16 protein-coding genes are annotated in these 22725 nt (G+C 63.2%); 13 read left to right on the top strand and 3 right to left on the bottom strand.

Annotated features, from left to right (window positions below):
* The first annotated feature begins 110 nt into the window (after nt 1–110).
* The 5 genes from DM806_RS09440 to DM806_RS09420 all read left to right on the top strand — a co-directional run bounded on the left by DM806_RS09440 (nt 111) and on the right by DM806_RS09420 (nt 6224).
* On the top strand, nt 111–1124 hold the full coding sequence (locus DM806_RS09440) for a dipeptide epimerase (RefSeq protein WP_179042969.1): 1014 nt from the start codon (nt 111–113) through the stop codon (nt 1122–1124).
* A 22-nt stretch (nt 1125–1146) separates the two neighbouring features.
* Nucleotides 1147–2433 (top strand): peptide MFS transporter, encoded by a 1287-nt coding sequence (locus DM806_RS09435; protein ID WP_179042968.1) that lies wholly within the window; start codon nt 1147–1149, stop codon nt 2431–2433.
* A gap of 88 nt (nt 2434–2521) precedes the next feature.
* Complete coding sequence (locus DM806_RS09430) at nt 2522–3538, top strand: DUF1611 domain-containing protein (protein ID WP_256869188.1); 1017 nt, start codon at nt 2522–2524, stop codon at nt 3536–3538.
* A complete protein-coding gene (locus DM806_RS09425; RefSeq protein WP_179042967.1) occupies nt 3535–4668 on the top strand; it encodes a YkvI family membrane protein in 1134 nt (377 codons plus the stop codon). The genes DM806_RS09430 and DM806_RS09425 overlap by 4 nt, the downstream gene beginning before the upstream one ends.
* The gene (locus tag DM806_RS09420; RefSeq protein ID WP_179042966.1) at nt 4665–6224 is read left to right on the top strand and encodes a serine hydrolase; all 1560 of its coding nucleotides are present in this window, start codon (nt 4665–4667) and stop codon (nt 6222–6224) included. The genes DM806_RS09425 and DM806_RS09420 overlap by 4 nt, the downstream gene beginning before the upstream one ends.
* 9 nt (nt 6225–6233) lie before the next feature.
* Here the strand turns inward: DM806_RS09420 and DM806_RS09415 are convergent, their stop codons facing one another.
* Nucleotides 6234–6896, bottom strand: coding sequence for a helix-turn-helix domain-containing protein (locus tag DM806_RS09415; protein ID WP_179042965.1), 663 nt, complete (start codon nt 6894–6896; stop codon nt 6234–6236).
* Between the two features lie 348 nt (nt 6897–7244).
* Between DM806_RS09415 and DM806_RS09410 the strand changes: the two genes are divergently transcribed.
* From DM806_RS09410 to DM806_RS09375, 8 genes are all read left to right on the top strand, one after another.
* Nucleotides 7245–7889, top strand: coding sequence for a helix-turn-helix domain-containing protein (locus DM806_RS09410; protein ID WP_179042964.1), 645 nt, complete (start codon nt 7245–7247; stop codon nt 7887–7889).
* A 146-nt stretch (nt 7890–8035) separates the two neighbouring features.
* The gene (locus tag DM806_RS09405) at nt 8036–9997 is read left to right on the top strand and encodes a serine hydrolase domain-containing protein (protein WP_179042963.1); all 1962 of its coding nucleotides are present in this window, start codon (nt 8036–8038) and stop codon (nt 9995–9997) included.
* A gap of 214 nt (nt 9998–10211) precedes the next feature.
* Nucleotides 10212–11297, top strand: coding sequence for an alpha/beta fold hydrolase (locus DM806_RS09400; protein WP_179042962.1), 1086 nt, complete (start codon nt 10212–10214; stop codon nt 11295–11297).
* Nucleotides 11294–12913 carry an N-acyl-D-amino-acid deacylase family protein gene (locus DM806_RS09395; RefSeq protein WP_218647431.1) on the top strand — a complete coding sequence of 540 codons (1620 nt, stop codon included), beginning with the start codon at nt 11294–11296 and terminating at the stop codon, nt 12911–12913. Before DM806_RS09400 ends, DM806_RS09395 begins: the two co-directional genes overlap by 4 nt.
* Before the next feature lie 186 nt (nt 12914–13099).
* Nucleotides 13100–14395, top strand: a complete 1296-nt coding sequence (locus tag DM806_RS09390) for a metal-dependent hydrolase family protein (protein WP_179042961.1) — start codon at nt 13100–13102, stop codon at nt 14393–14395.
* 102 nt (nt 14396–14497) lie between these two features.
* Nucleotides 14498–15241 (top strand): hypothetical protein, encoded by a 744-nt coding sequence (locus DM806_RS09385; protein WP_256869187.1) that lies wholly within the window; start codon nt 14498–14500, stop codon nt 15239–15241.
* 62 nt (nt 15242–15303) lie between these two features.
* Complete coding sequence (locus DM806_RS09380) at nt 15304–16866, top strand: long-chain-fatty-acid--CoA ligase (RefSeq protein WP_218647430.1); 1563 nt, start codon at nt 15304–15306, stop codon at nt 16864–16866.
* Nucleotides 16867–16873: 7 nt separating this feature from the next.
* Complete coding sequence (locus DM806_RS09375; RefSeq protein ID WP_218647429.1) at nt 16874–18394, top strand: hypothetical protein; 1521 nt, start codon at nt 16874–16876, stop codon at nt 18392–18394.
* 74 nt (nt 18395–18468) lie between these two features.
* On the opposite strand, the gene DM806_RS09370 is transcribed toward DM806_RS09375, so the two are convergent.
* Together DM806_RS09370 and DM806_RS09365 are read right to left on the bottom strand one after the other, a co-directional pair.
* Nucleotides 18469–22074, bottom strand: a complete 3606-nt coding sequence (locus tag DM806_RS09370) for a TonB-dependent receptor (protein ID WP_179042960.1) — start codon at nt 22072–22074, stop codon at nt 18469–18471.
* Nucleotides 22075–22291: 217 nt separating this feature from the next.
* Nucleotides 22292–22567, bottom strand: a complete 276-nt coding sequence (locus tag DM806_RS09365) for a hypothetical protein (protein ID WP_218647428.1) — start codon at nt 22565–22567, stop codon at nt 22292–22294.
* Between the last annotated feature and the right edge of the window lie 158 nt (nt 22568–22725).

Here is a 22725-nt window from a genome sequence, read left to right as displayed (position 1 = left end):
GCACTACGCCGCCCGGTTCCGCCTGCCCTTTCCACTATTCTTCCTTCCGCCCGCGCACCGTGCGCGGGTGCCGGGCATCCTTGCGCCCGATCGTATCAGGAGTTTCCATCGTGACCACCGCTCTGACCCTCGACGTGAAAGCCGAACGCCTGGACTTCAAGGCGCCGTTCCGCATTTCGGGTTATGTGTTCGAAGGGCTGGACTGCGTCGTCGCAACGCTGTCTGACGGTATCCATAGCGGGCGTGGCGAAGGCGACGGCGTCTATTATCTCGACGACCGCCAGCCGCATATGCTGGCCGAGCTGGAGCGGACCCGCGCCGCGATCGAGGCGGGGCCGACCCGCGAGGAATTGCGATCCATCCTTCCGCCTGGCGGGGCGCGCAATGCGGTCGATGCCGCGCTCTGGGAACTGGAGGCGAAGCGTGCGGGGAAACCCGTCTGGGCGCTGGCAGGGCTGGATGCGCCGAAGCCTGTCGTGACGACGTTTACCCTGGGTGCGGACGATCCGGAAAAGATGGCGCAGGCGGCGCTTGCCTTCGGTCCGGTCCGCGCGATCAAGGTCAAGCTTACGGGCGACCTGGACCTCGACATCGCGCGTGTCGCGGCGATCCGCGCTGCGCGGCCCGATGTCTGGCTGGGCGTCGACGCCAATCAGGGTTTTGCCGACACCGAACTAGACAATCTCATGGCGGCGATGGTGGCCGCCAACGTCTCCCTGATCGAGCAGCCGCTGGCGCGCGGGCGGGAAGCCGACCTTGACGGCTATCGATCGCCGATCCCGCTGGCGGCGGACGAAAGCGCGCTGACGCTGGAGGATGTGCCGGGGCTGGTCGGCCGTTTCGATGTGGTCAATATCAAGCTCGACAAGTGCGGCGGCCTGACCGAGGGGCTGATGATCGCCCGAGAGGTCAAGGCCGCCGGCCTCGGCGTCATGGTGGGCAATATGGGTGGTTCCACGCTCAGCATGGCGCCCAGTTTCCTGCTCGGGCAGCTTTGTGACATTTGCGATCTGGACGGTCCGATCTTCCTGAGCCGGGATCGCGATCCCGCTATCCGCTACGAGAACGGCACCGCCTGGTGCGACGAGCGCATGTGGGGCCGGGAAAGCCCGAACGCGGCATGAATCGCGTCGGGACCATCAATCGGTGAAGCCGTCACACGATGCGCGGAGCTGGTTCGGCCAGCCGCCGGGATTGACCATCCTGTTCCTCACAAACATGTGGGAACAATTCTCCTATTTCGGCATGCGCGCGTTGCTGGTCTATTATATGACCCGGCAGCTCATGCTGGGGCAGGCGCAGGCTTCCTTCGTCTATGGCGCCTATACCGCCTGCGCCTATTTCACGCCGATCGTCGGCGGAGTGGTTGCGGACCGCTGGCTGGGCAAGCGCCGTGCGGTGGCGATCGGCGCGTCGATCATGGCGGCGGGCCATTTCATGATGGCGTTCGAGCCGCTTTTCTATCTGGCGCTGGCCACCATCGCGCTGGGCAATGGCCTGTTCCTGCCCAGCCTGCCGAGTCAGATCAACGATCTTTATGCCCCCGGAGATCCGCGACGGGGCTGGGCCTATAATGTCTATTATGTCGGCATCAATATCGGCGGCTTTCTGGCGCCGCTGATCTGCGGGACGCTGGGTGAACTTTATGGCTGGCATTATGGCTTCGGCGCGGCCGGGATCGGCATGTTCGCGGGACTGGCCATCTATCTGCTGGGGCAGAAGCACTTGCCGTCCGAGCGGGGGGCGGCGGTCCTGGCGATCGATCCCAAACCCTTGACACTCGGCGCCGGCAACCGCCAGCTCTGGCTGGTGCTGGCGGCGGTGGGGCTGTGCGTCACCCTGTTCCGGGGCGCTTATGAACAGGTCGGCAATACCGTGGCACTCTGGGCCGGCAGCGGGGTGGATCGCGGATTGGGCGGCTTCACCATTCCGATGACCTGGTTCCAGTCGCTCAACCCCTTGCTGGTCATGCTGCTGACCCCGCCCCTGCTGGAATTGTGGCGGCGGCGGGCTGAAGCGGGACGCGATACAGCGCCGGCGCGCCGTATGGCGCAGGGCGCGCTGATGGTTTCGCTGGCCTATATCCTGCTCGCGCTCGTCGCCTGGCAGGCTGGGGAGGGGCAGGCCGGATGGCTCTGGCTCGCGCTCTTCTTCCTCATTTTCACGATGGGGGAGCTGTTCATCCTGCCTTCGGGTCTGGGTCTGTTCGCCCGGCTCGCGCCGCCGCGCCTCGGCGCGACCACGGTCGCGGCCTGGTATCTCACCATCTTCGCGGGAAGCCTGGGGGCCGGACTGGTCGGCGCGTTGTGGAGTCGGATGCCCCATGGCGTCTATTTCGCCCTGCTGGCAATTCTCGCCGGTCTGGCGGCGTTTCTGCTCCGGCTGCTCGACCCGGCCATTCGTCGCATCGATCGGACATGGAATGATAAATAGGTTGACTATTCTCCAATCAGGATCATGATGTCCTTATCAGCAAATTATTGGATATCAGGATATGACGATGCGGCAAGGCGGGTTTGACATGGGAGCGCTGGTTCTGCCTCGCCCCTATCTGCTGTTCCTTGGTGACGCGACCGAGCGCGGCTTCGCCAAGACCGCGCTTGGCCTTGCCGACTGGGCGCCCGACCTGTGCATCGGCGAATATGGACTGCCGGGATGCACGGTAAGTGCGGGGCTGCCGCACCTGACCCCTGCGGAGGCGAAGGAAAAGGGGGCACGCGCGCTTGTCATCGGCGTCGCCAATGTGGGTGGCGTCATTCCCGATCACTGGATGGATGCGCTGGTCGAGGCGCTGGACGCAGGCTTCGATCTGGTCAGCGGCATGCATGCAAAACTGGAAAGCTTTCCGCGCCTTGCGCAGGCGGCGACGCAGGCCGGGCGGCAATTGATCGACGTGCGTACGCCCCCCCCGGCCATCCCGATCGCAACCGGGCGCAAGCGCAGCGGCAAGCGGCTGCTCACCGTCGGCACCGACTGCGCGCTGGGCAAGAAATACACCGCCCTTGCGATTGCCAACGGGTTCAGGGCACGCGGCATCGACGCTGATTTCCGCGCCAGCGGCCAGACCGGCATCATGATCGCAGGGGCGGGCGTGCCAATGGATTCGGTCGTATCCGATTTCCTTGCCGGCGCAGCCGAGATATTGAGTCCCGATGCACCACAGGACCATTGGGACGTGATCGAAGGCCAGGGGTCGTTGTTCCACCCCGCTTATGCCACCGTGTCGCTGGGCCTGCTGCACGGCAGCCAGCCGGATATTTTCATCGTCTGCCATGAGGTCGGCCGTACCGAGATATTGGGGGTGAACGGCTATAGCCTGCCGTCGATCCCGCAGGTGATTGAACAGACCGTGGCCATGGGGCGCCTGACCAGTCCGAAGATTCGCTGCGCCGGGATCAGCCTTAACACCGCCTCGCTCGATGCAGCGGCCGCTGCGGCGGAGATTGATCGCCTGGCGGCCGAACTCGGCTATCCGGTCGCGGACCCGATCCGGCGCGGTCCGGCCTTCGACCGGCTGCTGGACGCCTGCCTCGCATGAGCGCCGCGGGGGGAGAAAAGGGGGCGAGCTGGTTTCAGCGTTTTCTCCTGCCCGGCTTTGCGCTGAAGGCGGTCATCATCGGGGGCGGCTATGCCACGGGGCGCGAACTGGCGGAATTTTTCCTGCCTAGCGGTCCCTGGGGCGGCCTCGCCGGCATGATATTGGCCATGCTGATCTGGAGCATCGTCGCCGCCGTCACCTTCCTTTTCGCCCGCATGGTCGGCGCGCGCGATTATCGTAGTTTTTTCGAGGCGCTGCTGGGGCGGGGCTGGTTCATTTTCGAGATCGGCTATCTGCTCTTCATCATCCTGATCCTCGCCGTGTTCGGCGCCGCAGCGGGCGCTATCGCGCAAGCCGCGCTGGGGACCGCGCCGATCGTCGGCACGCTGGCGCTGATGGCCGGGATCGGCCTGTTCGCGACCTTCGGCAATGCGTCGGTCGAACAATTGTTCAAATGGGTCTCCTTCCTGCTTTACGGCGTCTATGCGTTGTTCCTGGTCCTTGCGCTTGCAGGGTTCGGGGACCGGATCGGAGCGGGTTTTGCGCAGCAAGCCTCCGCCAATGGCTGGGCGCTGGGCGGCCTTACCTATGCGGGCTATAATATCATCGGTGCGGTCGTGATCCTGCCGGTGCTGCGGCACATGCAATCGGATCGTGACGCGCTGGTGGCGGGGCTGATCGCCGGGCCGCTCGCCATGGCGCCGGCCATCGCCTTCTTCATCTGCATGATCGCCTTCTATCCCGGCATCGCGCAGGAAGTTCTGCCATCCGATTTCCTGCTCGGCCAGCTCGGCAGCCCGGCCTTCCATCTGCTGTTCCAGTTGATGATTTTCGCCGCCCTTCTGGAAAGCGGCACCGGCGCGGTCCATGCGGTCAATGAACGCATCGCCAAGGCCTGGAATATCCGGCGCGGCGCGATATTGGGCAACCCGGCGCGGCTCGCCATTGCACTCGTCATCCTGACCGGCTGCATGCTGGTCGCCGACCGAGTGGGCCTCGTCGCCCTGATCGCCACCGGCTATCGCGCGCTCGCCTATATTTTTCTCACCATCTACGTTCTGCCGCTGCTGACCATCGGGATTTTTCGACTGGCACGGCGGCGGCCCAGCCTACAAGCGGAGGTCGCATGAAGCGCCTGATGATCGCACTTGCCCTTGCGTCCACCGCGGCCCATGGCGCGCCGCCAGTCGATTTCGACGCGCGGGTCGAGGGGCTGCGCCAATCGGCCGGCGTGCCGGGCGTGGGCATCGCCATCGTGGAAAAGGGCGAGACGGTTCTGGCCAAGGGCTATGGCGTCAAGCGGCTGGGAACGAGCGATCCGGTGACGCCGCACACCCTGTTCGCCACCGGATCGACCGGCAAGGCGGTCACGGCCGCGGCGCTGGCCACTTTGGTTGATCAGGGAAAGATCGGCTGGGATGACAAGGTTATCGACCATCTGCCCGGTTTCCAGATGTGGGATGCCTGGGTGACGCGGGAGATGACGATCCGCGACCTGCTCGTCCACCGGTCCGGCCTGGGGCTGGGCGCGGGCGATTTGCTGTTCGTGCCGCGCAGCAACCTGTCGCGTGCGGAAGCGGTGCGGCGGCTGCGCTACATCAAGCCGGCCACCAGTTTCCGCAGCGGCTATGCCTATGACAATATCCTCTACATGGTTGCGGGCCGGTTGATCGAGACGGTGACTGGCCAGACGTGGGAATCCTATGTGAAGGACCATGTTTTCAAGATGGCGGGCATGACGGATTCGGTCAGCGACGATCCCGACCGTTTCGCCAGCCCCGATCGCGCCCAGCCGCATGCCCGGATGAATGGCGGCCTGCGCGGTGCCGGCGATCAGGAGGTGCTGGACGAACGTGACGGCCTCGCCCGTAACGCGGCGCCGGCAGGCGGGCTGGCGGTCAGTCCTGTGGACATGGGCAAATGGTTGGCGCTGCAACTGGCGCAAGGAAAGCTGCCGAACGGCGGCCAGCTCTACAGCCCGCGCCAGGCGCAGGAGATGTGGCGACCCGTCACCTTGATGCCGATCGCGCCCCGGCCGCCCGAACTGGCGCTGACCCAGCCGAAATTCCAGAGCTATGCGCTGGGCTGGACGGTGCAAGATTATCGCGGCGCCAAGATATTGCAGCATGGGGGCGCCGTCTTCGGTTTCCAGACCATGGTCGTCCTGATGCCCGAGCAGGATGTCGGCTTCGCGATCGAGATCAACAGCGAGGATGGTGAACTGGTCCAGGGGCTGACCTATGAGTTGCTGGATCATTATCTCGGCCAGTCGGCGCAGCACTGGCCGGAGAAGTTCCGTGCCGTCAAGGCGAAGAAGCTGGCCGACGGTCTGGCCGCGTTCAGGGCGAAGGCCGCCGTCCCGGCGAAATCCGGCCCCTCGCTGCCGCTGAACCGCTATGCCGGAACCTATCGCGATCCCTGGTATGGCGATATCGTCGTCGGACAGGACAGGCAGGGGCTGACCATCGATTTCCGGTCGACGCCGCGCATGGGCGGTCGACTGGCGCATTTCCAATATGACAGTTTCCTGACCCGTTTCGACGACAGGACGATCGAGCCGGCCTATGTCAGCTTCGGGCTGGACGCGGACGGCAAGGTCGAACGGGTCACGATGAAGCCGGCGTCGCCGATCGCCGACTTCAGCTATGACTATCAGGATCTGCTCTTCACTCCCGTAAAGCCCTGATCGCCGGCCTCATCCCTTGCGCGGCGTGCGTTTCCTGACCTCGGTCCTGGTCACATGATGATGCGCGTCGTGCATGAGGTTCGACAGATCCTCTTCCGCGCTGGACATGACGCCGATCGTCAGCGTTTCCTTGAAGCCCGGCGCGCAGACATAGGCATGGCCCATGCCTGAATCGATATAGATGGACTCGCCGGCCTTCAGTTCGATCGGATCATAAAATTCGGTGTGGACGATGATTGCGCCCTCCACAACATAGATGAACTCCTCCCCCGAATGGCGGACCAGCTGGCCGAATTCCTCGATCGACTGGGCGTGGATGCGGGTGACGACGGGCACCATCCGTTTCTGCCGCAATTCGGTGCAGAGATAATAATATTCATAGTTGGACGTATCGACGCGCACCGCATTGTCGATCGTCCCGACGCTGCGACGGCCCATGATGGCGGCGGGAGAAGCGGCATCGGCTTCCACGAAAAGGTCGGCGATGCTGATGTTCAGCCGCTCGCTCAATTGTTGCAGCTTGTCATAGGTCAGCGACAGCCGGTCATGCTCCACCTTGGATAGGGTCGACACGGGTATGCCGCAGCGTTGGCTCATTTCCTTCAGGGTCCAGCCATTGCGGGTGCGCAAATCGGTGATCACCGCGCCCAGGGTCCGTCGACCGCCTGCCATTCAATTCGCTCCTGTATCTCACCCTGAACGAACGGACCTTATGTCCTGTTCGGAAAATAGGTAATTATATTAGCATCGCTATGCCATGATGCGCAATAAGCCCGGAATATTGGGGGGCGCTGCTTCAATCCGCTGCACTGGATATCCGGTCCTCGACATTGTCCGCGCGCTTTGCAGGAGCAGCGCGGGCTAGGCCAGTAAAAACGTGTCCTGATAGGAAATTCATGACAGGGCACTTCTCGATCAGGAACGGCCTATATTGACGCTCGCACGACGGAATGGAAAACAGGCTAGTCTGGAAAATCGCTTCGATGGGCGGAATGCACGATTGGACATAAGCGGCAACGGATGAAAAGCACGCAAAAGCCTTTTCGGAACAGTCATCCCGGTGTCTTTTTGCGGGAGTTCAGGACCGCGAGCGGCCTTACCTTGGCGGAGGCGAGCAGCAGGACCGGCCTGCCCGTTTCGACATTGTCCAAGGTGGAAACGGGGAAGATGTTGCTCAGCTACGAGAAGCTGGTGAAGCTCAGCCGCGGGCTGGATATCGATATCGCCCAGCTTTTTTCCGAGACTTCCTCCACTCCCCCACCTGCGCATATGCCTTCAGGCCGTCGCAGCATCACGCCCGCTGGGCAGGGGCCGACGATCCGGACCGCATCCTATCATTATGTCTATCCGTCGGCCGATCTGCTGAACAAACAGTTGAATCCCATGATCCTAGACGTGAAGGCGCGATCGATCGATGATTTCGGCTATCTGATGCGTCACCCTGGCGAGGAATATGCTTTCGTGATCCAGGGGCAGTGCGAATTTCACAGTGACATCTATGCGCCGTCCTTGCTGAAGACGGGCGATTCCATCTATTTTGACGCCTCGATGGGCCATGCCTATGTGGCGGTCGGGGAAGGGCCGTGCCGCGTCCTGTGCGTCTGTTCGGCCAATGATGCCGAACTCGAATCGACCCTGCATCCAATCGACCGCCGAAAATCCTGACGCCTTCCTTATTGCGTCGGCTCGTTTGGCTCGCTGGCGCGCGCCGGGCTATTGACAATATTGTCCCCATATTGTCATTTTGGAGAAAATTTCCATATTAGAAATTATTTTTTCAATATGGGTGGCCGACGGTGAAGGGGGATAGCATGCGCGGAATGTGCGGATGGATCGGCATGGCGATGCTGGCTTGGGCCGGCCAGGCGATGGCGCAGCCGGACAGGGCGAAGACGCCCTCTGTTCCGCCGCCGCCTGCGGCACGTCCCGCCGCCCATATGCTGGACAAGGCAGACCTCGACGCCTGGCTCGATGGCTATATGCCCTACGCCCTCCAGCGCGGCGACGCCGCGGGGGCGGTGGTCGTCGTCGTCAAGGATGGCAAGATCCTGACCCAGCGCGGCTTCGGCTATGCCGATGTTGCGGCGCGCCGTCCCGTCGATCCGGAAAGGACGCTGTTCCGCCAGGCATCGATTTCCAAGCTGATGACCTGGACCGCAGTCATGCAGATGGTCGAACAGGGCAGGATCGACCTTGACCGGGATGTGAACGCCTATCTGGACTTCAGGATTCCCGATCGTTTCGGCAAGCCCATTACGATGCGCAACCTAATGACCCATCGTGCCGGCTTCGATGAGGTACAGCGGGGCCTCAACAGCTATGACATCAGGGATATCCCCCCGCTCGACGTCGCGGTGAAGCGATCGCTGCCGGCGCGCATCTTCGCCCCCGGTACGACGCCCGCCTATTCCAACTATGGCACGACGCTCGCCGCTTATATCGTGCAGCGCGTGTCGGGGGAGCCTTTCGAGGCCTATGCGCAGCGGCATATCTTCGCGCCTGCGGGCATGGTGCGCTCCACCCTCAGCCAGCGATTGCCATCCCGCCTCCGGTCGCTGGTCGCCAGCGGCTATGGTCGTGGCTCGGGCAAGCCCACGCGGCTGGAACTGAACAGCTTCTGGCCGGCCGGAGGCATGAGTGCGCCCGGGGCGGACATGGGCCGCTTCATGATCGCGCATCTCGACAATGGCGGCGCCCTACTGCAGCCACGGACGGCACGTCTAATGCACGACACGATCCTGCCCTCTATCGCGCCGCTCAACGGCATCGCGCTTGGCTTTTACGAACAGAATATCAACGGTCGCCGCGCGCTGTCGCATGCGGGCGATACGCTGACGTTCCACAGCCAGCTCTGGCTGATGCCGGATGAGAAGGTCGGCATCTACATGTCTATGAATGCGGCGGGAACGGACAAGGTGTCTGCGCCGATCCGCAGCTATTTGTTCGATGCCTTCGCCGACCGCTATTTCCCCTTCGACCAGAAGGATGGGCGCATCGATGCCGCTACGGCCAGGAGCCATGCGCGCATGATGGTGGGCAGCTATAACCGGACGCGGCGATCGGAGATGAGTTTCCTCAAGGCGTTGGAACTGAGTGGTCAGATCGGGATCGGACTGGACGCGCAGGGCGGCCTGCTGGTGAAGGCCGCGCCGGCATTGGGCGGGCAACCTCGCACCTGGATCGAAATCGCTCCCTTCGTCTGGCGTGACAGGGACGGCAAGACGCGGCTCGCCGCCCAGGTGGAACATGGCAAGGTGGTGCGGTTCGGCCTCGATGGCTCGGCGCCCTACATGCTCTTCGAGCCCGCGCCCTGGTACCTCTCGACCGGCTGGATTACGCCCGCGCTGCTGGCCAGCATTGTCGCCCTCCTTCTCACCTTCCTCTCCTGGCCGATCGTCGCGCTGGTGCGTCGGCATTATGCCACCAGACCGGCGCAGAGCGTCGCACAATGGCGCGCCTATCGGCTGACGCGCGGCTTTGCCGGGCTGGCCGTTGGGGTGCTGATCTGCTGGTTGTGGTTCGGCAGCCTGTTGCTGGGCGATTTTTCCGCGATGAACGGAGAACTCGACTGGGCGCTGTTCATGCTACAGGTCGCGACGCCGCTGATCCTGTCGGGGTTGCTGGGCGTCGCTCTCTGGCATGCCGCGCTGACATGGCGGCGCAAAAGTGCACGCTTTGCAAAAGTCTGGAGCATCATCCTCGTCGCGAACGCCGTCATGCTGCTCTGGGTGGCGATCGGTTTCCACCTGATCGGCTTCGGGACGAATTTCTGAATTGCTGAAATGAATCTCCAAACAGGTTGAAATTATCAAAATAGAAAATACGATCATATCGATCATGGATGCAGGATGCTGAGTCGCGACAGGCGCATCGCCATGCCCACATCTGCTGACAGGGGAGACAGCCATTGCTTCAGACCATGGGAAATGCGGCCGGTCCGATGCGAGGCATTGCGTCTCCGCAACAGTCACCCGGCAGACGGGCTGCATGACCGTGCCGGCGACCGGCAAGCCGGGCGGATGGGCGCGTGCGCGGCGATGGACGGCAAAAGGCCTGCTCGGTCTGCTGGCATTGCTGCTGATCCTCGTCATCGCTGGCGCGCTTTACGAGGGCTGGCAGCGGCACAGGGCGACGCAGCTTTTTCAGCCGACAGGCAGGCTGATCGACATCGGCGGGCGACGCATCCATATCGATTGCCGCGGAACCGGTTCGCCCACCATTATCCTCGAATCGGGACTGGGATCGGGCGGGTCGGTCGACTGGGCGCGCGTCCATGATGCGCTGGCCCGGCATAGCCGCACTTGCGCCTATGATCGCGCCGGCATCATGTGGAGCGATCCCAAGCCCGGCCCGCAAAATGCCGTCGCCGTGGCGGAAGACCTGCACGCCACCCTCGCCGCGGCAGAGATAGAGGGGCCGCTGGTCTTGGCGGGTCACTCCATCGGCGGTCCCTATACTCGCGTCTATACGGGTCGTTATGGCGATCAGGTGGCCGGACTGGTCATGGTCGACCCATCCCATCCCGATCAGGTTGCACGCCTTGGCCGGGCGATAAAGGCCAATGTCGATCCGACCCAGGTGGCATGGATGGTGCGCATCGCCAATGCCCTGTCCTGGACCGGCATCGTTCGCCTGATGACCGGCGGCGATGTACCGAACATGCCGAAGGATGCGAGCGCGAAGATCGCGGCCTATACCAGCGGTTCCATCAGGGGCGCCGGCGCCGAGTTGGAAGGCTTCCGCCTGACGCTGGACCAGGCGCGCGCCGTGCGCAGCTTTGGCGATCGTCCGCTGATCATACTCACCGCCATGGCGCCGCATACGCCCGCGCAGTTGAAGGGGCTTAACCTGACCCCGCAGGTTGGCGCGCGGATGAAACAGGCGTGGAAGACGCTGCATACCGAAATGGTGGCGATGTCGAGCCGGGGCAGCCAGCAGATCGTGCCGGATTCCGGCCATTATATTCAGATCGACCGGCCCGATGTCGTGATCGCCGCGGTCGAGCAAGTCGTCAATGCCGTCCGCGCCGATGGAGCGCGGCAGCCGGATCGTCAAACAGGGGAAAGACGATGATCAATCGTGCCTTATTCTGCAGCGCCATGTCGCTGCTGCTGGTCGCAAACGCGCCGGCGCCGGACTATGACATCGTCATCCGAGGGGGGCGCGTGCTGGACGGGGCGGGCAATCCCTGGGTTCGGGCCGATGTCGCCATCAAGGACGGGCGCGTCGCGCGCATCGGTCAGGTCAGCGGCCATGGCGCGAAGGAGATCGACGCCAGGGGACGCTATGTATCGCCAGGATTCATCGACATGATGGACCAGTCGGGTCGGGTGCTGCTCAAAAATGGCGCAGCCGAGAACAAGCTGCGGATGGGCGTTACCACCGTCATCGCGGGCGAGGGCGGAACACCGGTCGAGGCGGCGCAGATACCGAACTATTTCGGCCAGCTAGAGAAACAGGGAATCTCGATCAATTTCGGTTCCTATTATTCCACCACCCAGGCGCGCATGAAGGCGATGGGCGACGGTGCGGGCAACCCGACCGAAGCGCAGATGGACATCATGCGCAAGGAAGTGCGGACCGCCATGGAAGCCGGCGCGTTCGGCGTAACAAGCGCGCTCATCTATCCGCCGAGCAGCTTTGCCACCACAGCCGACCTCATAGCCATGGCAAAGGTGTCGGCGCAGTGCGGCGGCTTTTACGCCACACATATGCGTGACGAGAGCGGCGACCTGGTGAAGGCCGTCAACGAAGCGATCGAGATCGGCGAACAATCGGGCGCCAAGGTCGAAATCTTTCACCTGAAAGCGGCCTTCGCGCCGGGCTGGGGCAAGCTGATGCCCGAAGCGATTGCGGCAGTGAATGCGGCGCGCGCGCGCGGCGTGGATGTCGCGGCGGACCTTTATCCTTATACCGCCGGCGGCACCGGGCTGGAGATCATCGCGCCCAGCTGGGTCTGGGCCGATGGCGTCCAGAAGGGGATCGAACGATTGCGCGACCCCAAGCTGCGCGCGCGGATGAAGAAGGAAGTCGCTGCCGGCTCCATGCCCGGCTGGTCCAATCTGGTGCAGGCGTCGGGCGGCTTCGGCAATGTCATCCTTGCCAATGGTTTCAGCCAGAAATACGCCCCCTATCATGGCCAGAGCCTGGAGAAGATCGGCGTAGCGCTGAAGCGGGATCCGGCGGATGTGGCATGGGATATCCTGCTGGAAGGGCTGCCTAACCGTTCCGTCGCCCTTTATTTCATGATGAGCGAGGGCGATATCGAAACGGCGCTGCGCCAGCCCTGGGTCAGCATCGGCAGCGACGCCGCGGCATCCGAGAAGCTGGGCGAGATGGATGCGCTCGGCCTGCCGCATCCCCGTGCCTATGGTACTTTTCCGCGTATCATCGCCGAATATTCCAGGCGCCGTCCCGTCATCTCGCTGGAGGAAGCGGTGCGGAAGATGACCGGCTGGCCCGCCCAGCGCATGGGCCTGACCGATCGCGGGCTGATCCGCGACGGAATGCGGGCGGACATCGTGATCTTCGACCTCGACCGGCTGGACGATGTGGCGAGTTGGGACAAGCCGACGGCGCTGCCGACCGGCATCGACACGGTGGTCGTCAATGGCGTCGTCACGCTGGAGGATGGAAAGCATAGCGGCGCGAAAGCGGGCGCGGTGCTGCGTCATGGCTGCGGGGGTTAAGCGGGGCGGTCATGCGGCGGGGGTCCGTCATGCCTGCCCTCGCCGGCACCTTCATCACGGGCGGGAGTGGCTGGTTGCGCCACGACATCCAGGCGCCCGCGCTTTTGTGACAATTATTCGGCGCCGATCATCGCGGATCAGGCGTAGCTGACAGTCGCCCGCTGAAGGCAAGTGAGGGAGGATGGAATGAAGACGATTATCCGGATGATGGTCGCAACCGGCATGCTGGCGTCGCCGGCGATGGCGCAGGAAAGGGTGGTCGACACCAGAACCTATATTCAGGCCGGGCGTCTGCTCGCCGATCCCGCGAGTGGCCGGGTCGACACGAACAGGACGATCATCGTGGAAGGCGGCAAGGTCGTCGAGATACGCGAAGGCTTTGTGGGCGACGGCAAGGTGATCGACCTGCGCGACAGTTTCGTCTTGCCCGGCTTCATCGACAGCCATGTCCATCTGACTTCCCAGTCCGGTCCCGACAGCCGGCTTGAGGCTGTGACCAAGTCGACCACCGCCCAGGCGTTCGACGGTATTGTCTATGCGGGCCGTACCGTGCGCGCAGGCTTCACGACCGTCGCCGATCTCGGGTCCGACCCGGAGGCGATCACCGCTTTGCGTGACGCGATCGCGCAGAGGAAGGTCATCGGGCCGCGCATCCTGGCTGCCGGCATCGTCGCGGCGCATGGCGGCCATGGCGATGTCCATGGCTATCGGCAGGAGATATTGGACCTGTTTCGCCCGACGACCCTCTGTTCGGGCGCCGACGATTGCGCCCGGGCAGTCCGGCAGGCGGTGCAGCAGGGTGCCGATGTCATCAAGACGGCATCGACCGGTGGCGTCATGTCGGACACGGCGGCAGGCCTTGGCCAACAGATGAGCGACGCCGAACTTATTTCCATCGTGGAAACGGCGCACCGGCTTGGACGCAAGGTCGCGGCTCATGCGCATGGGACCGACGGGGTCAATGCCGCGCTGCGGGCGGGGGTCGATTCCGTCGAGCATGGTACCTATCTCGACGCGGAATCCATCCGCCTGTTCAAGGCGAAGGGCAGCTATCTGGTGCCTACGCTGCTGGCCGGCGACACGGTGACGCGGCAGGCCGAGACGGCCGCCTGGATGCCCGCCACCGTCCGCGCCAAGGCACGCATCGTCGGTCCACTGATGATAGACGCCGTGCGCCGTGCCCGCGCAGCCGGGGTGAACATGGCTTTCGGTACGGACTCGGGCGTGTCCGCCCATGGCGACAACGCCCGCGAATTCGCGCTGATGGTGCAGGCGGGCCTGCCGCCGATCGACGCGATCCGCGCGGCAACGGTCTGGGCGGCGGCCCATGTCGGTCTTGATCGGGACATCGGGTCGATCATTCCGGGCAAGGCGGCGGATATCGTCGCGGTGAAGGGCGATCCGTTGGCCGATATCCGTGCGCTCGAATCCATAGCCTTCGTGATGAAGGGGGGCGATGTTGTCCGCGCCGTGGGCGATTGACATGCGCCCTTTGTGCAAAGACCTGATATGATAACAATATATTGGAGACCATCGTTCACACTATATCCAGGTGCTTCCCTGCGGCGCGCGCGCATCGCGGACATGATCCAATCGGACTGGATCGAGGGTCACGTACCCCAGATCACCGCCATTTTGCCGGGAACCAGCGGCGAGGTCATGATCGTGGATACCCACACCGACGGGCAGAATTTCATCGAGGAGAATGGCTGCATTGCGATGCTGCAGCTGGCGCGTCATTTCGCCAGCCTGCCGTCGGGCCAGCGGCTGCGCCGCACCCTCGTCTTCGCGGGATGGCCGGGGCATATGAGCGGCGAATTGCCCGAGGCGCCGGGCTGGGCGCTCGCCCATCCCGACCTCATGAAACGGGCTGCCGCCGCCTTCACCATCGAGCATCTGGGCGCCAGCGAATGGGCCGATCTGCCGGGCAGGGGCTATGCGGCGACGGGGCATAATGAATATATGAACTGGCCCGCCACCGCCGGACCGCTGAACGATATGCTGATAGAGGGGATCAGGCGTCACGACCTGTTGCGCCATGCGGTGGAGCAAGGGCCGGGCTATACGACCGGCCGGGTGTTCCACAATAGCGGCATACCGCATGTCGCCTGCATTTCCGGTCCCAACTATCTGCTCGGAATCGCGCCCAACGGTCATATGGACAAGCTGGACGCCGATCTCGCCGCGCGTCAGACGGCGATGGTCGCGGATCTGATCCGGCAGGCCGATGCGCTGCCCATCGCGGCGCTCAGGGGCAGCGACAGGAGCCTGGGCGCCGATCCGGTCACGGGACCGGACACCGCCATCCGCGCAGACTGCCCGGCCTGACTCGTGGCACCCAACATGCGCCCATGCGTTATTCCCTTTTCTGACCCATTGGAGGCGATCCGTTGAACGCGCCCAAGATACTCTCGACCCCCGGCACGGACGCCTATGCCTATCCCCTGCTGATCCGCCACCTGCTCGCCAATATCGCGGACCAGAGCGATGCGGAGATCGTGAGCGGCGACCTGCGCCTGAGCTATCGCGATTTCGTGGAGCGGGTGACGCGGCTGGCGACCCTGCTGGCGGCGCGCGGCGTGCGCGCGGGCGACACGGTTGCGGTCATGGACTGGGACAGCCACCGTTATCTGGAATGCTATTTCGCCATTCCGATGATGGGCGCCGTGCTTCAGACGGTGAATGTCCGCCTGTCGCCGGAGCAGATCGATTTCACGCTGCGCCAGTCGGGCGCCTCTTTCCTTCTGCACCATTCCGACTTCGCGCCGCTCTGTGATCATTTGCTGCCCGGCCTGCCGCAGATTGGTGACGTGATCGTCATGAACGCGACGGAGGAGGCCGAGGGGTATGAAGCCCTGATCGCCGCAACCGGTCCGGATTTCACCTTCGGCGATTTTGACGAGAATGCGATCGCCACCACTTTTCACACCACCGGCACGACGGGCGATCCCAAGCAGGTCTTCTTCACCCACCGGCAACTCGTCCTGCATACGATTACGCTGGCGGCGACTCTGGCGAACCAGCCGGACGGGCAGGGGCTGCGCCGATCGAATATCTACATGCCCATGACGCCCATGTTCCATGTTCATGCCTGGGGCATGCCCTATGCGGCGACGATGCTGGGTGTGAAGCAGGTCTATCCCGGTCGCTATGATCCTGCGACGCTGCTGACGCTCAAGCTGCGGGAAGGCGTCGATTTCTCCCATTGCGTGCCAACCATCCTGCGCATGCTGCTGGACGCCAATGCGACGAACCGCGAAAGCCTCGCCCCCTGGACCATCGTCATCGGCGGATCGGCGCTGCCCACGGCACTTGCGCAGGAGGCGGAGGCCGCAGGGATCACCACCCTGGTCGGCTATGGCATGTCTGAAACCGGCCCGGTCGTCGCACTGGCGCGCGGCGCGTCCGACGATGCGACGGATCGCTGCCGCGCCGGCTATCCGGTCGCCCTGGTGCAGGCGCGGATCGACACGGCCAATGGCGGCGAATTGCTGCTGCGCGCGCCCTGGCTGACGCAGGGCTATGCGACCCAGGCGGATAGCGATGCACTCTGGGCCGATGGATGGCTGCACACGGGCGATATCGCCGCCGTGGATGAGGATGGCGCGCTGCGCATCGTGGATCGGCTGAAGGATGTCATCAAGACCGGCGGCGAATGGGTGTCCTCGGTGGAACTGGAGGATCTGCTGGTCGCCCAGCCGGGTGTCGCCGAAGCGGCCGTGATCGCTATTCCCGACGAAAAATGGGGGGAGCGCCCGGTTGCCTTCCTCGTCGCGGCGCTCGACGCACAGCCCCTGCAGCGGGATCAGATCTGCGCGCAACTCCAGTTGCATGTCGCGGCAGGCCGGCTCAGCCGCTATGCCATTCCAGAACGGCTCCTGCTGATCGACGCCCTGCCGCGCACCAGCGTTGGCAAAATCGACAAGAAGAAACTCCGGACCATGGTCGCGTGAGGGAGTGATGGCGCGACGAAAGGCTTTGATCGGCGGCCTGGCGGGCGTCGCGGCGCTGGGCGGGATGCTGGCCTGGCGCTCCCGGCCGCTCAAGGCCTTGCCGGACATCGACGCCGTGCCGGTCCCGGACCGCGATACGCTGTGGCATTGGGTCGAGCGGCTCAACGCCTTCGGCCCGCGACTGACTGCCAGTCCGGCGCATAACCGCTCTGTCGACTATATCGCCGACGAACTGGCGGCCATGGGGCTGGAGGTGCATCGCCAGACCCATCGGATCCGCCGCTGGACGCCGGGCCGTACCGCGATCGGCATCGATGATGGCGCCGCGATCCCGGTCGCCGCGCCTTACCCCTATTCGGGCAGCACCGGGCCACAGGGCGTGTCGGGACAGCTGGTCTGGTTCGACAAGGCGCCCAGGGACTTCGCTGCCGCTCGTGACAAGATCGCCATCGTCCCCGTAGGCCGACTGGACCTCAAGACGATCACCACCCTGATGCTGTTCGAACGCAAGGCGACCCTGCCCGATGCCAGCGCCGATCTTGCCAATGGAGAGGTCGTGCCGGTCCTTGGCCCGCTTACCAACATCTTCCTTCCGCGCGCCAGAGCCGCCGGCGTGCGCGGGGTCATCTGCCTGTTCGAAGGGCTGTCCGATGAACTGGCGCAAGGGCAGGTGCTGCCCTTTACTACCCCCTATGCCGATTGTCCGGCGCTCTGGGTCGGAGATGGCGAGCGCGACAGGCTGAAACAGGCGGCAGCGCGCGGTGCGTCGGCAACGTTGCTGTTGGAAGCCGGGATCGAGGATGCCGATACGGATACGCTGCATGTCGTGCTGGAGGGGCGCAACCCCCAGGAGACGATCATCGTCAATACCCATACGGACGGTCCCAATGCCTGCGAGGAAAATGGACCGGCCGGTCTGCTTGCGCTCGCGCGGGCGCATGCGGCGCGGCGGGTCAGGAACCGCTCGATCATCCTCGTCTTCGCCACCGGCCATTTCCAGATTCCGCAAATGGTGGAAGGCCATGGGCAGGCCACATCTGCCTGGCTTCTGAGCCATCCCGAACTGTGGGACGGCAAATCCGGTCATGCCCGCGCGGTGGCGGGCCTGACGCTCGAACATCTGGGCTGCACGGAATGGAAGGACAGGGGAGGCCATCCCTTGCCCACCGGCCGGCTGGAGCGGGAGATCGTCTACACCACCAACCCGGTGATGGAGCAGGTCTATCGCGCTTCCGTCGCCGGCCGGACGAAGCTGCGCAGCCTGACCGTCGCGCCGCGGCTCAGCCATATGTTTCTGGGCGAGGGCGCGCCGCTCTATTTATCCGGCATCCCGTCCATCTCTCTGGTCCCCGGCCCTGATTATCTCTGCCAGATTCTCGACGATGGAGGACTGGATCGGCTGGATGCCGATTTCGCGCATCAGCAAGTGGAGAGCTTTTCTCGCGCGCTTTGCTATCTCGATGCCATTCCGGCACAATCGATAGGGAATGTCGCGTCTACCTGGGACAGGCCTTTCGGGAAAAGATAGCCGGGCCGGCTGCGCACGGGATTCCTGGTGTATGGCAAGGGCGCGAAGTTGTAAGACCCCGCGCCCCTGGGGCCTCAATTGCCGAACTGGATGCGGATGCCGCCCATGATGCGGCGGCCGCCATAGGACAGGCGCATGACGCGCGGCGTGCCGTCGGCGAAGGGCACATAGCTGCCGGTGGAGGCCGTCGCGGCTTCCCGCGTCATGTTGCGACCTTCCATGTAGATCTGGAAGTTGCGCGTGATGTTGTAAGAAATCTTGGCATCGATGAAGGTAGTCGCGTCGGTGAAACGCGGCACGCCGGGATTGTAGCCGGGCGCGACCAGTCGGACATTGGTCCATTGTTCGCCGGGATAGTTGATGTCGATATTGTTGCCGCCGCAGGGCGTGATGCAGTTGAAGGTCGAACTGCGCTTTTGATAGGCGACGCGCATGTTGAGCTTGCCGTCGTCATACCAGAGCGAGGCGTTGAGATAGCGCTTCGATTCATTGGGCGGCGCCATCACGTCGCCGGTCAGCGGATCCTGCTGGCCCGTGGTGGCGGACGATCCCAGGATCGACAGGTTCGCGTCGGCGCCGGTATATTTCAGGAACCAGGGCAGGAAGGTGAAGGCGGTCTTGGCGGAGAATTCCCAGATCGACCGCTTGTAGCCCGGACCATTATCCCAGGTCGGGTAGCTGAATTCATAGTCGGACAAGGGCTGGCCGGTGGCTGGATCGACCTGATCGCTGCCCGCAAAGGGGCGGTCGACGCGTGTCACCGCGATCGGATTGCCAGTCTTCACGTCCAGCTTGCCATAGGCGACCGAAAAAAGGGTATCGGCATTGGGATACCATTCCAGCGAGGCGTTGTAGCTCCAGGCGGTGAAAGGCTTCAACCCCGGATTGCCGACGCGACCCGTGCAGCCGAAGATGTCGTCGCCCGACGTGTCGAGCAGCGTGCGCTGATCGATCGTGCAGGTTCCGCCGGCGATGAGGCGATCCATCGACGGACGCGCTACCGTCTTGCCGCCATAAAGGCGCAGCACGACGGAGTCGTTGAAGCCCCACAGGTTGAAGTTGAAGCTGGGCAGCCAGTCGCTGGTGCTGGAATTGAGAGTCGTGTTCTGGCTGAAGGTCTGGACGATCATGCCGCCCGGATTGTCTGGGTCTGCCGGGTTGAAGGTCGGCGTCGTCCGGATCGTGCTGAGCGTCAGCAGCGCCGACCCGCTGACCTTGGCGAAGACGCCGCGGACGCCGACATTGCCGTTGAACACCAGCCCCCAGGGGAGCTGCTGCTCGAAATCGGCCATCGCATAGATATTCTTGATCTCCTCGCGCACCCGCGTGACCGGCTGATCATATATCTGCCCGTCGCTGCCCATGCAGGTCTTGAGACAATCGAAATTCATGAACTGCGAGGCGCCCAAAGCATCGAAAAGCTGGTCGGTCCGGATGCCCTGCCAGGCCGGCGGCAGGTTGCCGCGATCGGGCAGGCCGCCAAAATATTGGGAATCGCTATTCTCCAGCGTGCGACGGAACAGATCCTCCAGTTCGGCGGGCGTCAGCGTGTCGACACCTGACCGGATATTGAGGGGATTGGTGCTGGGTACGAAGCCATAATTGCAGGACAGGCCGCCCGGCGAGGACGAGCCTGCGGTCGGCTGGCAGGCGCGCAGCGTGCCGCGAACATTGGCCGTCGGCACGATCACGGCGGGAACATAACCGGGCTGGCCATAGCTGCCGACCGCACTGCTGACGGTATATCCGCCGCCGCCCCAGCGATCGAGCTTGTTCTTGCGGTACATGCCGCCCACCTTCACCCGCGTGATGAAGGGCAGGAATTCGTCGGTCTTGTAGGCGACGTCGAGTTTCGCGATCCGCTCGGAGGATTCGCCCATTTGCGGCGAATAGGACACGCCGAACGAAGGCGTGGTCAACGGCATTTGTCCGACCGTATAGGCCGGCGTTGCCGGACCGTTCGGACCAGCCGCGACAGCGGTCTGGCCAATGCAGGATGGCGCTGTGCCGCCGCCGATGCAGTTAGGCGCATTCAACTGGACGAAGTTGGACGGGTTGGTTTCGTCATAGCCGCTCGGCAATGCGACGTCCCACAAGCCATTGGGCTGGAGCGTCATGGTCGCATCGCCATAGGCATAGTTGCGTGACGTTCGCATGTCGCCGCGACTGGACTTGGCCTGGGTCATGCCGGCCATGGCATCGATTTCCAGCCGGTCGCTACGATATTCAGCGCCGAACTGGCCATATTTGGTCTTCGTATCGATCAGATTCTCGATCTGGTCGATATTTACCGAATTGTTGGTCAGCGTCATCTGAGTGACATTGTGATCCGCGTCGACGACGACGCTGCCGGGCACCACGTTCAAAACATTGCCGAAGGTGGCGTTGTTGTTGAAATTGTTGAGGCCGTCGAACAGATAATAGCCGGCGGGCGCCGTCGGTGACACAATGCGGGTGCGCGGATAACCCGTCGCGCTGTCGACGAAGGTGCCGTTGAGATTCTGGCCGAACAGGGTGACGGGATTGCGGCTGCGATTCTGATCATGCACCTTGCGATTGGCCATGGTGCCCTTCGCGAAGACGGTGAGATTGTCGGTCAGTCGATAGTCGAGGCGGGCGTCGAGCGCATAACGTTCGTCGGTCTGCGTATTCATGAAATTACGGATCAGTGATGGCGTATAGTCGTTCCATTGATTGAGGCAGCTCTGCTGCTCCAATATGCGCTGCGACCGTTGCGCCGCGGTGCCGCCCGGATTGTGCGGGAACAGGTCGAAACATTCCGCTTTCGTCTCGGCCGATGCAGACTTGGTAATCAGCGTGCGCGGCGTTTCCATACTGTTGGGGAACAGCACATCCGCTGCGTCCGTGCCGATCGTACCGGGATTATATTCGAAAGTCTTGTCCGGTGACTGGTCGAAATCGAACAGGCGGGAATAACCGCGATTGTTGCTGGTCGTGGTTTCATAGCCATGGCCGTTATTTTGCAGTTTCGAATAGCTGCCGCTGACGATCACGCCCAGGCGATCGTTGAAGAACTTACGCGCGCCCACCGCGTTGAAGTCCGGCGTCCAGTCCTTGCCGAGCGAATTCTGGCCGGCGCCGCCCCGGAAGGAGAAATAGGGCTTCTTGAAATCCAGGCCAGTACGGGTCTTGATCTGTACCGACCCGCCCAGCGACCCTTCGGTCATGTCGGCGGTCGATCCCTTGACCACGTCCACGCTCTTGACGATTTCCGCGGGCAGTTCGCGCAAATCCGCGCTGCGTCCGCCTGATGCGCCTAGCGCCAATCCGGTCGTACTTTGTACGCCGATGCCGTCCAGCTCGACGCGAGTCAGGTCTGGACCGTTGCCGCGCACCGCGACGGATTCACCCTCGCCAAATTCGTTGCGGCCCAGCGCAACGCCGGGGATGCGCGAAATCGCTTCATTGACGTTGCGATCGGGGAAGGATCCGATGTCGTCGGCGACGATCGAGTCCGTCGCGGTCTTCGCGTCCTTCTTGCGCGTGTTGGCGGACTGCTGGCTTGCGCGCGATCCGACGACGACGATATCGGCATCGCTGACGCCGGCCGGTCCGGTTATTTGCGCGCTGGCATGTCCGGTTGAAAGCAACGCCAACCCTAACACCGACCAGGACGCGGTCGCGACCATAGTATGACGGACATCGAATCGATGTTTCATGCACCCTCTCCCTGTTCGCTGAGGCGGGCATCCGCCGGGGGCTTCGCCCCTCTTGTCGGACCCGGAGCGACCCTGCGCCTGCTCCCAGCATATAACCCAACAAACCCCTATTTGGGATTCGATGATTATGGGTGACATGGCTTGTCCGACAAATCAATCCGGAAAAACCGAATGAATTCGTCAACTTGGTTAATGCGATATTACGTTTAAGCGTCTGTCAAAAATCGATGAGGCCGCGACGACGCATCATTCCGGCGGGCATGGGCCAGTCCCAATCTTCATACAAGCCAGCGATGACGCGGATCATGGTGTCGAGATGGGCGGAGGGGTCATTCTTGCGATGGCTGATGATTATGGGCGATACGGCGCGCTGCGCCAAATCGCGAAAGACGATGTCGCGCCGTCCCATCACGTGGATCGCGGCAGGCACGATGCACACACCGTCCTCTGCCGCCACCAGGCCCAGTGCCGTCTGAAATTCGCGCGCCTCCATCAGGTGATTGATATCTACCATATCTGACCTGATGGAATGGAGAGGAACCATGACGTATCGCATAGCCCTGAATTTCGAGGACGGCATTACTCGCATCATCGACTGCAATGAAGGCGAGAAGGTGCTGCCATGCGGTCCTGCCCTATATGCTGGGGGGG

Source organism: Sphingobium lactosutens (genome assembly GCF_013393185.1).
GTDB lineage: Bacteria > Pseudomonadota > Alphaproteobacteria > Sphingomonadales > Sphingomonadaceae > Sphingobium > Sphingobium lactosutens_A.
Note: the sequence above shows the minus strand (reverse complement) of the source record. Positions and strands in the feature narration are given on the sequence as shown.